Below are 15,258 nucleotides of genomic sequence, written 5' to 3' on the forward strand. Positions count from 1 at the left end.
GAGCCCCCGGTGTCCCCATCCGAGAACCCGACGAGTGCGCAGAGCCCGGCCAGTGCGCACACCTTCCAGGTGGACCTGCGCGGCCTGGTGGACCTCCTCTCCCACCACCTGTACTCCAGCCCCCGCGTCTACCTGCGCGAGCTCCTGCAGAACGCGGTCGACGCGATCACCGCCCGCCAGAAGCTCGACCCGGCGGCGCCGGCCCGGATCACCGTCCGCGCCGACGACGAGCTGACCGTCACCGACACCGGCATCGGCCTCACCGAGGCGGACGTCCACACCTTCCTCGCCACCATCGGCCGCAGCTCCAAGCGGGACGCCGACGGCGGCCTGGACGGCGCCGGACTGGCGCGCGCCCGCGGCGACTTCATCGGCCAGTTCGGCATCGGCCTGCTCGCCTGCTTCGTGGTCGCCGACGAGATCACCGTCGTCACCCGCTCCGCGGCCACCCCGGACGCGCCGGTGGTCGAGTGGCGCGGAAGCTCCGACGGCCGCTACACCATCCGCACGCTCCCCGCCGAGGCCAGGCCCGAGCCCGGCACCACCGTCACCCTCGCCCCGCGCGCGGACGCCGCCGAGTGGACGCGTTCGGGCCGGGTCCTGGCCCTCGCCCGGGACTTCGGCGGCCTGCTGCGCCAGGAGGTGACGGTCGTCGACGCGAACGGCACCGAGCACCGCGTCAACCGGACGCCGCCGTGGGCGCAGCGGCACGGCTCGCCGCTGGCCCGCCGTGACGCGCTGGCCGAGTACTGCCGCTCCGCCTTCGACTTCACCCCGCTGGACAGCATCGACCTGGACCTCCCGCTGGTCGGCCTGCGCGGCGTCGCCTACGTGCTGCCGGACGCCGCACCGCCCTCCCGCCGCTCCGGCCACCGGGTGCACCTCAAGGGCATGCTGCTGACCGACCAAGCCGACGAACTCCTGCCCGACTGGGCGTTCTTCGTCCGCTGCGTGGTCGACACCGACGGCCTGCGCCCGACCGCCTCCCGCGAGGGCCTGTACGCGGACGAGACGCTGGCCGCCGTCCGCGACGCGCTCGGCGCCCGGATCCGCGACTGGCTGACCGGCCTGTCCGCGAGCGACCCGGCGCTGCTGCACCGCTTCCTGTCCGTGCATCACCTGGCGGTCAAGGAACTCGCGCGCTACGACGACGAGTTGCTGCGCATCATGCTGCCGTGGCTGCCGTTCGAGACCACCGACGGCAATGTCACGCTGGACGAGTTCGCCCGCACCCACCCGGTCCTGCTGGTGACCCGGACGGTCGAGGAGTTCCGCCAGGTGGCCCCGATCGCCGGCGCCGCCGGGCTCGGCGTCGTCAACGGCGGCTACACCTACGACCGCGACCTCGTGCACCGGCTGCCCGAGATCCGCCCCGGCGTCTCGGTCGCCGACCTCGACCCGGGCACCGTCACCGCGCACCTGGACACCGTCGACCCGGCCGCCGAGCTCGCCGCCGCCGCGTTCCTGACGATCGCCCGCGAGGTGGTCGGCCGGTTCGACTGCGACGTCGCGCTGCGCAGCTTCCATCCGACCAGCGCCCCGGCCCTGCTGCTGGACAACCGGGAGGCCCGGCATGAGCGCACCCGCGCCCAACTCGCCGACGAGGCGGACGGGTTGTGGGCGGACATCCTCGGTTCGCTGCGGGCCGAGGTGCCGCGCGCCCAGCTGGTGCTCAACCACCTCAACCCGCTGGTGCGCCGTGCCGCCTCGCTGGCGGGCAGCCGCGACCTGACCGTCACCGCGGTCGAGGCGCTGTACGGGCAGGCGGTCCTGATGACCCGCCGTCCGCTCAAGGCGAGCGAGAGCGCCCTGCTCAACCGCTCGTTCATCAGCCTGCTCGACCACGCCATGCTCGGCCACGAGGCGGCCGACGGCCGCGGCGCCGACAGCGACCCGAAGGAGGCGTGATGCTGGACACCCCCGACGCGGTGATGGCCGCGCTGCGCGAGAACGACGCCCGCCCCTACGGTCGTCAGCGGACCGTCGCGGCGGAGGAACTCGTCGACGCCGCAGAGCAGTTCGACGACACCGGGGTGCGCTCGATGGCCCTGCTGGAGCTCATGGAGGCGTACCAGTACGACGGCGAGCGCAGCAAGTCGCCGGTGGTCTTCGCCCGTGTGCTCAAGCTGTGGGACACCGACCCGGACGGCTTCGGCGAGTGGGCCGGGGACCAGGTGTTCTGGCGCTTCAAGTGGGTGGCGGGCTCGCTGGCGGGCACCCCGGAGGTGCCGCTGGAGGCGATCCGGCGCTGGCACACCGAGATGCGCACCCGGTACGAGAAGGCCGGCTTCGGCCTCCAGCCGTACTACGCCCAGCGCTACCACCTGGCCGCGCACACCGGCGTCGGCGCCGAGGACGCGTACGAGCTGTGGACCGGCCGCCCGCGCACCGAGCTGAGCGACTGCCACGCGTGCGAGCTCCGCGCCCGCGCCAACCACCACGTGCGCGCCGGCGACGACGCCCGGGCGCTGGAGGTGTGGCGGCCGGTCCTCGGCGGCCACAGCACCTGCTCCGAGGAGCCCTACCTCAGTCACGCCGCCGCCTTGCTCCCGCTGCTGCGCGAGGGACGCCTGGACGAGGCCCGCTCCAGCCACCTGGTCGGCTACCGCTTCGCCCGCGGCAAGTCCGGCATGGCCCGCCCGGTCGGCCAGCACGTCGAGTTCTGCGCGCTGTCCGGCAACGAGCCGCGCGGCCTGGAGATCCTCTCCGAGAACCGCGACCTGTTCGCCGTCACCGGCGACCCGAGCGGCCGCCTCGACTTCCTCACCGGCGTCGAGGTGCTGATCGCCGCCCTCGCCCGCCAGGGCCACGGCGAGCTCGCGGTCAGCGGCCCGCCCGGCCGGAGCTGGACGGTCGACACGCTGCTCGCCCACCTGCGCACCGAGGCCGACGCGCTGGCCGCCCGCTTCGACGCCCGCAACGGCACCGACGCGGTCGGCAGCCGGCGCCGGGCGCGGCTGGAGCGCGGGCCGCTGCTCGCCGAGCCGCTCGCCCTGGGCGTGCGCGCCGCCGCCGCGCCCGAGCTGGCCGGCGCCCCGGCCGCCGGGCCCGCACCGCGCCGCGAAGTCGAGCCGGAGCCCGAGGAGTTCGCCGCCCTCGTGGTCCGCGCCCGCGAGCTGGACCTGGTCGGCCACCCGGACGCCGACCGGCTCTGGCGCCGGATCGCCGAGCGCTTCGAGGCCGACGGCTACGTGCACGAGGACGGCACGGCGGCGGGCACCGCGGGCCGGCTGCGCGCCGAACTCGCCGAGCAGCGCGCGCACGAGGCGCTGGACCGCGACGACCACGTCGTCGGCAAGGCCCAACTGCTGGTCGCTGCCGACTTGTTCGAACAGGAGAGGCTGCTCGGCCAGGCCCTCATGGTGCGCACCCGCACCCTCGTCGTCGAGCTCGGCGAGGTCGAGGGCCTGGCGCCCGACTGGCCGGCGCTCGACGAAGCGCTCGTCCGCGCACGGGAGTTGCGGGCCGAGGGCGGGATCGCCGACGACGACTACCTGATCGTGCTCCAGTGCCGGGCCTTCGCCGCGCACCACGACCTGATCGCCGCGCTGCCGGAGCCGCCGGCCGGGGCCGTCGCCCGGTTCGAGGAGGCCGTCGGCGCCTACCGGGCCGAGAGCGGCGCGCTCGGGTCGGCCCGCCGGGCCGCCACCTCGCGCCAGTACGCCGCCGACGCCGCCGCCCGGCAGGGCCGGATGGCCGAGGCGACGGCCGAACTGCGCGAGGTCATGGACCAGTTGGACGCCGCCGAACTGCCGTGGCAGACGCCGCGGGTGCTCGGCCTGCTCGGCCAGGTGCTGCTGCAGAGCGGCGAACCCGCCCAGGCCGTCGAGGTGTTCCACCGGGCCCTGGCCGAGGCCGCCCGCTGGGGCGACGACTCCTACCCGTTCGCCCCGACGTACATGATGCTCGGCCACGCGAGCTCGCACACCGGCGACGACGGCGGGGCGATCAGGGCCCTGTCGGAGGCCGCCGCGCGCTTCGACCGCAAGGGCCGGCCGGCGGCGGAGGAGGCCGCCCAGGTGCGGCTGCAGCTGGCCGACCTGCTGCGCGGCAGCGGCCGGGCGGCCGACGCGGTGGCCGTGCTGGAGTCGGTGCTGCTCGACGCCGCCGCCCCGGAGCTGGACGAGCGGCTGATGGCCCAGGTCCGGCTCGACCTCGCCCGCGGACTGTTCGCGCTGGAGGAGTACCGCGACGCGGCCGAGGAGTACCTGCGCCTCGCCGACGCGGTCGCGGGCTGGGAGGACCGGTCGACGCACACCATGGTCGCCTGCGAGGCCTCCCTCGCGCTGGCCCACGCCGACCGCTGGGAGGCGGCCGACGCCGCCCGCGAGCGCGCCCTCGCGGCGCACGCCGAGGCGCCGCAGTGGGATCAGATGGCCGGGACGCTGCGCGATTTCGCCAAGCTGGTGATGCGCGCCCGCGGCGGGGAGGGGCTGGAGACCGCGCTCGCCCGGCTGGCCGAGGCGGACGCCGTCGGCGCGGCCGCCGAGCGCGCCGGAGCCTCGTACAACTCGTGGTTCCTGCGCGGCGGTTCGCACTACGAGCGGGCGCGCTGCCTGGCCATCGCCGGGCGGCACGAGGAGGCGCTGGCCGAGGCCGAGCGGGCGATCCAGGTGTACGAGGAGGGCGGCGAGGAGGCTGAGTCGCCGCGCGCCGAGGCGGTGCGGATGGCCGCGCTGATCGAGGGCACCGACCTCGGGCGGACGCGGGCTGCGGTGGCCCGGCTGACCGCCGCCGCCGACCGCTGTCGGCGGGTCGGGCTGCCGGAGGCGGCGGAGATCCTGGCCGACCTGCGGGAGCGGATCGCGGCCGACCAGGGCTGACCGAACGGCGGCGGGGCGGGCCCCGGTGGCAGCACCGGGGCCCGCCCCTCACGCGGACCGCCAGTGGGAAGCGTCAGCAGGGGCCGTCGTCGGCCCAGACGCCCCACTGGCCGCTGGCGGTCGGCACCTCGTTCAGCGTCCACCACTTGGCGTGGTAGTCGTGCCCGCTGTACGAGACCTTGTTGCCCGCGGTGTACGTCGTGCTCGCGCTCCACGCGGGGAGGGTGCAGGCCCCCGGGGTCGTGGGCGGAGTCGTCGGGGGAGTGGTCGGCGGTGTGCTCGGGGGAGTGGTGGGCGGCGTCGCGCCGGCGAACTTCACGGTGTACTTGGTGAAGTCCCAGTCGCCCTGCGCCACGCTGGAGCAGGAGCCGGACAGCCCCGGGTCCACCGGGCCCTGGCACTGGCGGTCGCGGTTGACCGACCAGAAGGTGTAGCGGGCCAGGTTGTGCGCGGTCGCGAAGTCCAGCACGGTCTGGAAGTCCGCCTGACGGAAGTACTCGGCGGCGTCGGTGCGGCCGTTCATCATCGACACGCCCTCGTGGGCGTACGCGGTGGCCTCGGACCAGCCGAAGGTGTTCTGCAGGATCTGGTTGAACTTCACCAGCGCGTCGGTCTGGGCGGCGGCGCCGTTGAACCCGCCGTCGAACGGCATGATCGAGAAGTTGTTCGGCGTGAAGCCCTGGGACTTGGCCTCGCCCAGCATCTGGGTGCCGAACCAGCCGGTGCCCGCGCTGGTGCCGGCCGTGGTGATCGACACGTACAGGCCGGGGTTGTTCTGCTGGAGGATGCGGGCGGCGCCGATCTCGTTGTGGATGGCGGCCGTGTTCTCGTACTCCGGCTCCTCCAGGTCGAAGTCGATCGCCTTGAGCTGGTACTTGGTGACGACCTGCTGGTAGCCGGCGGCGGTCGCCTCCGGCGTGCCGCAGACCTGGCCGAGCTTGGTGCCGCCGTAGCCGCCGACCGACACCGAGACGTCCCCGCCCTTGTCGCGGATCGTCCGGATCACCGAGGGCATCGTCGTGTCGGAGTCGATGGCGGAGGTCCCGCCGCAGGCGGGGGCGCAGCTGTTGCCCTGCGCGAGGATGAAGGCCAGCTGGAAGGCCTTCTGCCCGGCGGCGTCCATCACCGCGGCGGCGTCCGGCGGACTGTTGTCCTCGGGCATCAGGTAGGGCGCCGAGGCGTACCAGTTGCTGCCCAGGCCGGTGACGGCGGTGGTGGTGGTGTCGGCGGACGCGGAGCCGGAGGCGGTGACGGCGGCGACGCCGCCCGCGACCAGGCCGAGCACGCCGGCGACGGCGACGGCGGCCCGGCGCGAGGCCCAGCGGGTGGTGCGGCCGGCGCGGTGGGTGCGGGGCTCGTGGGCCCCGGGGGCTCTGTGGGGCGCGGCGTGTGGGGGAAGAGCGCGTTCCATCGGAAGCCTTTCCAGGAAACGGCAGGGGGAAGTGGCCCGTCCGCGCCGGACGTGGGGGCGGGCGCGCGGGCCGAACGGTCCGTCGGCACGGGGTCGTCGCCGAGGACTGTCACTGGTATAGACCTGTTCCGGAAGGGTGGTCAACCCCCAAACGGTCAAGTCGATCCCGCGTGGCCACGCCCCGTCGGCACTAGAGTTGACGAGTGGCCAAGGAGATCTCGAACCGGGTGGACGGGCAGGTGCGCGCGGGCACCATCGTCCAGGCGCACACCATCGAGCACCTGTGCGTGCACGCGCCGCCGGCCGAGCCGGACTCGCCCGTCCAACTTCCCCCGCCGCCCGTGCACTTCGCGGACCGCACCGTCGAGCAGGACCTCGTCCTGGCCGCCGTCGCCGGTGGTCACGGCGGGCCGGCAGTCGACGGACCGGCCGACGGCCCCCTGGTGGTGTGCGTCAGCGGCATGGGCGGCATCGGCAAGACCGAACTCGGCTTCCGCCTCGCCCGCGAACTCCGGCGCCTCGGCCGCTGCCCCGACGGTGTGTTCCACGTCGACCTGAACGACCTGCGGCGGGACGGCGCCGTCGAGGTGGCCGACGCGCTCGGCGGCCTCTGCCGCTCCCTCGGCCGCGGCGACGCCCTGCCGGCCGGCTTCGCCGAGCGGCGCCGCGAGTACTGGGCGGCCACCCAGGACAAGCGGCTGGCTCTCGTGATCGACAACGCCCAGAGCGGCGCGGAGATCCGTCCGCTGCTGCCCTCCTCCGGTGCCGCGGTCGTGATCGTCACCAGCCACGCCCGCCTGGCCGACCTGGACGGCACGCGATCCGTCGACCTGCCGCTGGGCCCGCTCTCCGGCGAGGACGCCACCGGCCTGTTGCGCGCCGCCGTCCAGGACCCCCGGCTCGTGGACGACCCGCAGGCCGCCGCCGAACTGGCCGGGTGCTGCGCGGGCCTGCCCGCCGCGATCCTGGTGGCCGGGCGGCTGCTGCGCAAGCGCCGCAACCGGGATCTGCGGCGACTGATCGACGAACTCACCGCCGGACTCCGCGAGGAGGGCGTCCCCGTGGTCGAAGCGGTCTGGAACGCCGCCTACGCGCGTCTGGGGCCCACCGCGGCCCGGCTGTACCGGGCCCTGCCGCACCACCCCGGCCCGGTGGTCACCGTCCCGGTCGCCGCCGCGCTGCTCGGCTCCGGGCTGGACCGGGCCGAGGACGCGGTCGACGAGCTGGAGGAGGCCGGCCTGCTGCTGCGCCGGCCCGGGGGCCTCGGCATGCACGACCTGCTGCGCGGTCACGCGCTCCGCCGGGCCGACGCGGGTGCGGGTGCGGATGCCGACGCGGGTGCGGATGCCGTGGACGCCCCGGGCGACGTCCGGCGCAGACTGGTGCGCTGGCTGCGCCGCCAGGCGGCCAGGGCGGACCTCCTCGCCGCGGGCAGCCGGCTCACCGTCTCGGGCCCGGCGCCGGAGGAGCCCGGCCTGGCCGACGTCCCGGACCTGGAGTTCACCGACAAGCACGCGGCCATGCACTGGCTGGAGCGCGAGCACCTCTCCCTGTTCGGCTGCGTGCGGATCGCCCACGAGGACGGGCTGGACGACGACGCCGTCGCGCTGTGCGAACCGCTCTGGACGCACTTCCTCGACCACCAGCACTACGCCGACGTCATCGACGCGTTCCGCCACGGTCTGGCCTCCGCCCAGCGGGCGGACTCCACCGCCGGGATCGTCCGGATGCACTGCCAACTCGCCCGTCCGCTCTGGGAACAGGGCCGGTACCCGGAGGCGCGGCAGGAGGTCGAGGCCGCGATCCGGCGCGGCCGGCTGCTCGGGGAGCGGGACGACGAACGGAAGTTGTACGCCTCGGCGATCGAGTTCCGCGGCAAGCTGGCCTCCGTCCAGGGGAACTGGGCCGTCGCCGTGCCCGACTTCGAGGCCGCGCGCGAGGTGCACCGGGCGATCGGCAACGAGTACGGTGCGATGCTCCAGACCTACCTGATCGGCCGTGGGGCCGTGGCGATGGGCGAACTCGACCGCGCCGTGGAGCTGTTGAGCGACGCGCACGAGACCGCGCTGCGGCTCGGCCGGGACCGGATGTCCTCGCGCACCGGTTTCGAACTGGGCGTGGCGCTGCGGCGGACCGGCCGCCGCGAGGAGGCCGCGCGCCTGTACGAGGCCGCCCTCGCCGGGGCCAGGGCGCGCAGGTCGGCGGCGGACGAACTGCGGGTGCTGGAAACGCTGGTGGCCTTCTGCGAGGAGGGCGGCGACGCTGCCCGCGCCGAGGGCTATCGCACAGAGGTGGCGGAGATCGCGGGCCGTCAGGCGGGGTGAGCCAGCTCGGCCTCGGTGGCGGGCGTCAGGTCGACGCGGTAGTCCGTGCCGCCGATCCGGGCGGTGAGCGTGCCGGGCAGCGCGAGCGGGTGGGCGCCCAGCCAGGCGTGGACGGCGGAGAGGGCGGCGGCCGGGTCGGTCAGGCGGATCCGGGTGCCGGCCCGGGCGGGACCGATGCGGAGGGTGAACGGCTCCGCGCCGTCGCGTCGGACGAGACAGGCGGCGGGGGAGAGGACGACGGCCGCGGTGCGGCAGCCCGGGTACTCGTCGAGCACCTCCGCCGTCCGGTCGGCGGCCGTCCGGTACTCCTGGTGCCAGTTCGTGTGGTGCCGGTTCGTGTGGTGCTGGTTCGGAGAGGGCTCGTTCGTCCGGGGCTGGTCCGAGGAACCGTTTCCGCATCGCTGGTAGATCAGCGCGGCGCTCTGGAGCTGGCGCACGCCGGCCCGCCCGTACTCGGCGGCGCGGTGGTGGAGCGGCAGGTCGGTCCACGGCGGCAGCCGTTCGACCGTGACGCGCCGCCCCTCGGTGACGGCCCGGACGGCGAACGCGGCCGGGGCGTGCGGCGCTGTACGGGCCGGTCCCGGCACGGGAAGCGGGCGCGACCGGACGGGGTACGGAGAGGGGGAGAGCCCGAGCAATTTGTAGAGCTCCGCGCGGAGCGTCTCCAGGGACTCCCCGGTGAGGGCGAAGGCCTGCTCGGCGAAGCGGCGGGTGCGCGCAGGCTCGGCCGAGGCCAGCGCGACGGCTGCGGTGTCAAGGTCCAAGTGTGGTACGGAGGAGAGCAGTTCGGCCATCGGGCTGCCCGGGATGAGCTCGCTCGCGCCGACGCACCCGGCCACGACGGGCCGGTCCAGGGCGGCCGCGTACAACGCCACCGACCCGTGGTCGGAGACGACGACGTCGCACGCGACCAGCAGCGCCGCCCACTCCTCGTACGGCGCCGCCAGGACCAGGCCGGCGTCCAGGGCGGGCCGCAGCTGCCGGACCAGATCGAAGGCGCCCGTGCGGCTGTACTCGTTGGGGTGCACGATCAGCGCCAGCTGGTAGGCGTCGTGCGGAAGCCGGGCCGCCAACGACGCGGGCAGCCCCGGGCGGCGGGCCAGGAGGGACTCCGGGCCCCAGGTGGACGACAGCACGACCAACCGCCGTGCCCCGGTGCCGAGTGCGGCGCGGATGGCATCGCGGCGGTCCAGCGATTCGAGGATCCGGTCGAGGGTCGGGTCCCCCGCCACGATGGCGTGGCCGCGGGCGGAGGGGAGCTGAGCGGCCAGGCGCTCGACCTGGGAGGGGTGGGCGAGGGCGTGCAACGTCGCGGTCGGCCGGCCGTCGCTGAGCAGGAACGCCGGATCGAGGCCGGACGGCAGCACGGGCGAGCCTTCGTCCGGCAGCGCCTTGTTGAATCCCGCGCCGTGCGGGAGCAGCACCTGGTGGCCGCGCAGGTCGCCGAGTCCGCCCTTGGGGCTGGCCGTCAGGATCAGGTCGTGTTCCGCGGCCCTGGCCTCGGACCACGGGAGGCAGCGGGCTCCGGCGGCGTCGACGGCCGCGAGCGCGTCGGTGTCGAACTCCGAACCGGGAACGAGCGTGAACCGGCAGCGGACCCGGTCGTCACCCTCGAATACGGGCAGTAGATCCAGCAGCCGGTGCAGTGCGGCCGCCGACCGTGCGGCGAACAGCACCCGCGCCGGCGCCGGCCCCACCGCCGTGGCTGGCTGGCTGGCTGGCTGGCTGGCTGGCTGGCTGGTCGACCGTGCGGTACCACACCGCAGCACCCCCGTCGAGGGTGCCCGGGCACCGGCTCGGTAGGAGAGTGGCGGTCCTGCGGAGGCATAGGGGCGATGGTAGCCGCCCGTGCGGCACGGCGGGCCGTGACCCGGGGCGTCAGTGGGAGGTCCGGGTGGGCGGCGGTGGGATCGGCCCGGAGGACTTGAGGGTCCGCAGGACGGGCGTGGACTCCAGGGCGGTGATCTCGGGGAGCGCCGCGAGGTGACGGGTGAGGTAGCGGTGCAGGTCGGCCGGGTCGGTGCAGAGGACGGTGGCGACGAGGTTGGTCCGGCCCGTCGTCGCGGCGATGAAGGCGAGCTCGCGGTGACCGGTGAGCGCGAGGGCGACGCGGTCCAGGTGTGCGGGGGCGACGGTCATCCACAGGAGCGCGTGCAGGCCGGCGCCGTGCAGGCGGGGGTCCAGCTCGACGTCGAGGAAGACGCTGCCGTCCGCGCGGAGTTCGGCGAGGCGGCGGGCGACCGTCGCCGGGGTGCGGCCGGTGGCGGCCGCGAGCTCGCCGAGGGCGGTGCGGCCGTCGTGGTGGAGCACGGTCAGCAGAGCCCGGTCGGCCGCATCGAGGAACGGCGGAGTGCCTGGGACGGCTTCAGGGGCGGGTCCCGAAACGGGCGGGCGCAGCAGCTCCTGCTGCTCCTCGCTGAGAGTGCAGGCCCCGCCCGGCCAGACGGTGGGGCCGCCGCGGTACGTGTGCAGCAGGCAGTGGGCGGAGACGGCCGTGACGGTGGCCGTGCGCGGGACGTCGCCCAGCAGCAGGGCGTGGCCGTCGTCGCCGGGCGTGGTCTCGACGACGGCGGTGATCTCGGTGCCGCCGGAGGTGAGGTGCACCCAGGCCGTGTCGCCGCGCCGCACCAGGGCCCGGGCGACGCTCTGGGCGGCGTGCGGAGCGGCGGTGAGGCGCAGCAACCACTGCGTGCGCCCGGCCCGGTGCGGGTCGGCGAGCCCGACGACCCGCAGGCCTGCCTCGGCGCGCAGTCGCCGGTAGCGGCGGGCGACGGTCTGCGGCGAGACACCGAGTACCGCGGCGATGCGGCTGAACGGGGCGCGGCCGTCGATCCGCAGGGCGTGGACGAGTGCGCGGTCGAGCTCATCGAGCATGCGTGGGTTCCAGGGGTTCGGCGGCCGGTTCCGGAGCGGCCTCCGATTCTGCCGGGCTCGACCCCGGGCTTCGGACCGCGTCCGGCCCGTCGACCGAGTCCGGGCTTCCGACCGCCTCCGGCCCGTCGACCGCCTCCGGACCGCTGACCGCCTCCGGGCCGCGGCCCGTGCGCATCGCCCGCCCGGCCACCGCGACCAGGGCCAGCGCGGCGAGGCCCGCCCAGCAGGCCCGCTGCGCCCCGGCGGTGTCCGCCGACGCGAGGTAGATCCGGCCGAGCGCGGCGACGCCGAGGGTGGTGCCGAGTTGCTGGACGGCGTTGAGGAGTCCGGCGGCGGAGCCGATCTCCTGCGGCCGTAGCGGATGCAGGGCGGCGGTGAAGAACGACGGCGTGAACAGGCCCTGCCCGACGCCGACGACCGCGAGCGCGCACGGCAGCAGCGCCGGGTGGCCGCCCGCGCCGAACGCGCCGGCGGTCATCAGGACGCCCGCCGCCATGACCGCGAGCCCGGCGCTGCGCACCCGCGAGCCGTACCGGCCGACCAGGTACGCGCCGGCGCACCAGGACGCCGAGGCCATCCCGGCCGAGCACGGCAGGAGCGTCAGCCCGGCGGTCAACGCGTCGGCGCCGGAGCCGACTTGCAGCTGGAGCACGACGACGAGCGTGAGCCCGGTGCCGGCCCCGAAGAACAGCGCGGAGCACACCAGCGCGGCCGGGAAGCGGGCGGACGCGAAGAGGCTGGTCTCCACGAGCGTGCCGCGCCCGCGTCGCCCGCCACGGCGCTGGTGGGCGGCGAAGACCACTGCGAGCGCGCACCCGGCGGCGAGCGAGGCGAGCGCCGGACCGTCCGTCAGACCGCCGCCGGAGCGCAGCAGCGGGAGCACGAGCAGGGAGGTGGCGAGCACGGCGAGTGCCGTGCCCGCCGGGTCGAGGCCGGGACGCCGGGGCGCGCGGTCCTCTGCGAGCAGCGGGGCGAGTGCGAGGACGGCGAGCGAGAGCGGCACGTTGACCAGGAAGACCGCGCGCCACGAGGACCCGAACAGGTCGGCGTGCGTGAGCACCCCGCCGAGGACCGGGCCGCACACGGCCGCCAGCCCCATCACCGGGCCGATGCTGCCGAGCGCCCTCGCCGTCTCGTCGCCGCGGAACATCGCCTTGATGAGGCCGATGGTCTGCGGCACGATCAGCGCCGCCGCCGCGCCTTGGACGGCCCGGAAGGCGATCAGCGCTCCGAGGGTGGGCGCGGCGGCGCAGGCCAGGGAGGCCAGCAGGAAGCCGGTGACTCCGATGCGGAACACCCGGCGGCGTCCGGCCCGGTCGCCCAGCCGGGCGCCGGTGAGCAGGAGGACGGCGAACGGCAGGGTGTAGGCGGAGGTCAGCCACGGCACGGCGGAGACCGGGCCGCCGAGCTCGGCGCGCATGCGGGGCGCGGCGACCTGGACGATCGTCGCGTCCAGCAGGTTCATCGCCTCGGCCGTGAGCAGCGCGGCGAGTGCCGCCCAACGGCGGTGGTGCGGTGCGGTGGTGGACAACGGGGCTCCCTCGGAGGGCGGACTGCAACGCCCGCCACCCTGCGGCCGGTGTGCCGCCGGATCCAGCCGGTCGGCCCTCCATCCGCGAAACGTTCCACCGAGGACGCCCCGACCGCAGAAATGTGCCGCGCCCGGCCCGCCGAGCCCATCCTGTCGAGTCCAGCCCACGGAGCCCAGCCCGCCGGGCTCACGCCTCCGAGAGGACCTCCGCCGCCAGCGCTGACGACGCCGGCGCCGAGGACAGCGCAGCCGAGGACACTGCAGCCGAAGGCATTGCAGCGAGCAGGCCGCTCACGGCGGGGGACCACGGCCGGCCGGCCGGTCCGGTGAGCGTCAGGGTGCGGTGGACGGCGGGCCGGATCGGGACGAGGACGCAGCCCGCCGGGATCATCGTCCGCGCGAGCGCGGGAATCACCGAGACGCCGACGCCCGCGTGGACCATGCCGATGAGCGTGTTGAGGTCACGGATCCGGTGCCGCGGGGTGAAGCGGGTGCCGGCCCGGCGGTACGCCTCGCGGATGTGGCGCTCGCAGCCGCCCTCGGAGAGCAGGAAGTCGTCGTCGTCGAGGTCCGCGACGTGGATGGACTCCTGCTCGGCGAGGGGGTGGTCCTGCCGGAGCAGTGCGTGCATGGAGTCCGCGCCGAGGGAGACCGCGCCGGGCGGGAGCGGTCCGGCGTCGACCAGGACGGCGGCGTCGACCGTGCCCGCCTCCAGCCAGACGGCCAGCTCGGCGTCCTCGCCCTCGAAGATCCGGACCGTCACCTGCGGGTGCGCCGCCGCCCAGTCCCGGAGCAGCCCGGGCAGCAGCACCTGGCAGACAGTGGTGGGCGCGGCCAGCCGGACGGTGCCGGTGAGGCCGCCCGAGTGCCGGGTGGCGATGGCGCGGACGGCGGAGGCCGAGGCGACCGCCGTGCGGGCGTGCGGCAGGATCTGCTCGCCCAGCGGGGTCGGCCGGGCGGGGCTGCCGCGGTGCAGGACGGGCGCGCCGAGGGTGCGCTCCAGGGCGGCGACCGCGTGCGAGACGGCGGACTGGGTGATGCCCAGGTCGTCGGCGGCGGCGCCGAAGCCGCCGGTGTCGGCGACCGCGATCAGCGCCCTGAGCTGGGCGAGGTTGACCTCCGAAGCCATGAGACTTCCTCATCCATCCGGCATCGTCACTTGTTGGACTCATGTTCCCCGGCAGGGCCACCCTCTGTCCAGGACGGACGGTCCGGCGCGGACCGCGCGGACCGTCCTGGCGCGGACTGTTCTGGAGAGGACCGTCCCGGACTGAGGAGCGGGGAGGACGGACGTGGTCGGAGCGCGGCGCTGGTGGCCGGGGTTCGTGGTGCTGTCGGCGATCTGGGGCGCGAGCTTCGCCCTGATCAAGGTCGCGGTGACGGCGGGGGTGCCGCCGGTCTGGGTCGCGCTGTGGCGCAGCCTGCTCGGGGCGGCCACGCTGTGGGCGATCCTCGTGCTGCGGCGCGAGCGGGTGCCGCGCGAGCGCGTGGTCTGGGGCCACTCGGCGGTGGTCGCGGTGCTGCTCAACACCGTGCCGTTCACGCTCTTCTCGTTCGGTGAGACGAAGGTCAGCTCGGTGCTCGCCGGAGTGCTGAACGCGACCACGCCGCTGTTCACGCTGCTGTTCGCGGTGGCCGCGGTGGCCGAGGAGCGCCGCCCGGGGGCGCGCCGGCTGAGCGGTCTCGCGCTCGGCTTCGCCGGTGTGCTGACCGTGCTCGGCGTCTGGCGCGGCATCGGCTCGGGCGAGCTCGCGGGTGGGCTGGCCTGCCTGGGCTCGGCGTGCTGCTACGGCGCGGGCTTCGCCTACCTGCGACGCTTCCTGAGCGGCCGGCCGCACAGCGTCACGGCGCTGTCGGCCGCTCAGATCACCTGCGCCGCGGCCGAGCTGGCCGTCGTGGCGCCGCTCGGCGCGGGCCCGCCGCACTGGCCCGGCGCGGGCGCCGCGGCCGCGCTGCTCGTGCTGGGCGCGGCCGGCACCGGCTTCGCGTACGTGCTCAACCTGGGCCTCGTCCGGGCGGCGGGCACCGCGGTGGCCTCGGCCGTCACCTACGTGACGCCGGTCTGGTCGATGGCGCTGGGCGCGGCCCTCCTCGCCGAGCCCGTCGGCTGGAACGCCCTCGTGGGCAGCGCGGCCGTGATCGCCGCCGTCGTGCTGACCCGGCCCGCGCGGGCGAAAGCACCGGCGGAGAGCCGAACGGAGGCCCCGGAGAAGGCGGGCGCCGAGGCGGCGCACGGCTGACGGACGGACGGCTGACGGACGCACGGCTGACTGGCGGACGGCTGACTGGCGGACG

Annotated in this window: 9 protein-coding genes; 4 read left to right on the plus strand and 5 right to left on the minus strand. The window is 75.5% G+C overall.

Annotated features, from left to right (window positions below):
• Positions 1–9: 9 nt before the first annotated feature.
• Positions 10–1,908 carry an HSP90 family protein gene (locus tag ACFVSN_RS09335; RefSeq protein ID WP_380435995.1) on the plus strand — a complete coding sequence of 633 codons (1,899 nt, stop codon included), beginning with the start codon at positions 10–12 and terminating at the stop codon, positions 1,906–1,908.
• On the plus strand, positions 1,908–4,823 hold the full coding sequence (locus ACFVSN_RS09340; RefSeq protein WP_387954275.1) for a hypothetical protein: 2,916 nt from the start codon (positions 1,908–1,910) through the stop codon (positions 4,821–4,823). Before ACFVSN_RS09335 ends, ACFVSN_RS09340 begins: the two co-directional genes overlap by 1 nt.
• Before the next feature lie 73 nt (positions 4,824–4,896).
• On the opposite strand, the gene ACFVSN_RS09345 is transcribed toward ACFVSN_RS09340, so the two are convergent.
• On the minus strand, positions 4,897–6,234 hold the full coding sequence (locus ACFVSN_RS09345) for a carbohydrate-binding protein (protein WP_387954276.1): 1,338 nt from the start codon (positions 6,232–6,234) through the stop codon (positions 4,897–4,899).
• A 203-nt stretch (positions 6,235–6,437) separates the two neighbouring features.
• Here ACFVSN_RS09345 and ACFVSN_RS09350 point away from each other — a divergent pair, with 203 nt between their 5' ends.
• Positions 6,438–8,558 carry an NB-ARC domain-containing protein gene (locus tag ACFVSN_RS09350; protein WP_387954277.1) on the plus strand — a complete coding sequence of 707 codons (2,121 nt, stop codon included), beginning with the start codon at positions 6,438–6,440 and terminating at the stop codon, positions 8,556–8,558.
• Here ACFVSN_RS09350 and ACFVSN_RS09355 read toward each other — a convergent pair.
• From ACFVSN_RS09355 to ACFVSN_RS09370, 4 genes are all read right to left on the minus strand, one after another.
• Positions 8,546–10,255, minus strand: a complete 1,710-nt coding sequence (locus ACFVSN_RS09355) for a translation initiation factor 2 (RefSeq protein ID WP_387954279.1) — start codon at positions 10,253–10,255, stop codon at positions 8,546–8,548. The genes ACFVSN_RS09350 and ACFVSN_RS09355 overlap by 13 nt on opposite strands.
• Positions 10,256–10,436: 181 nt before the next feature.
• Positions 10,437–11,432 (minus strand): Lrp/AsnC family transcriptional regulator, encoded by a 996-nt coding sequence (locus ACFVSN_RS09360; protein WP_380500432.1) that lies wholly within the window; start codon positions 11,430–11,432, stop codon positions 10,437–10,439.
• The gene (locus ACFVSN_RS09365; protein WP_387954280.1) at positions 11,422–12,963 is read right to left on the minus strand and encodes an MFS transporter; all 1,542 of its coding nucleotides are present in this window, start codon (positions 12,961–12,963) and stop codon (positions 11,422–11,424) included. Before ACFVSN_RS09365 ends, ACFVSN_RS09360 begins: the two co-directional genes overlap by 11 nt.
• 187 nt (positions 12,964–13,150) lie before the next feature.
• The gene (locus ACFVSN_RS09370; RefSeq protein WP_387954282.1) at positions 13,151–14,092 is read right to left on the minus strand and encodes a LysR family transcriptional regulator; all 942 of its coding nucleotides are present in this window, start codon (positions 14,090–14,092) and stop codon (positions 13,151–13,153) included.
• A 163-nt stretch (positions 14,093–14,255) separates the two neighbouring features.
• On the opposite strand from ACFVSN_RS09370, the gene ACFVSN_RS09375 reads away from it, so the two are divergent.
• Entirely contained in the window at positions 14,256–15,203 is a 948-nt protein-coding gene (locus ACFVSN_RS09375) for a DMT family transporter (protein WP_387954284.1), read from the plus strand.
• Positions 15,204–15,258: the final 55 nt, after the last annotated feature.

The organism is Kitasatospora sp. NPDC057904, from assembly GCF_042887925.1.
In the GTDB taxonomy this organism is placed as follows: Bacteria; Actinomycetota; Actinomycetes; order Streptomycetales; family Streptomycetaceae; genus Kitasatospora.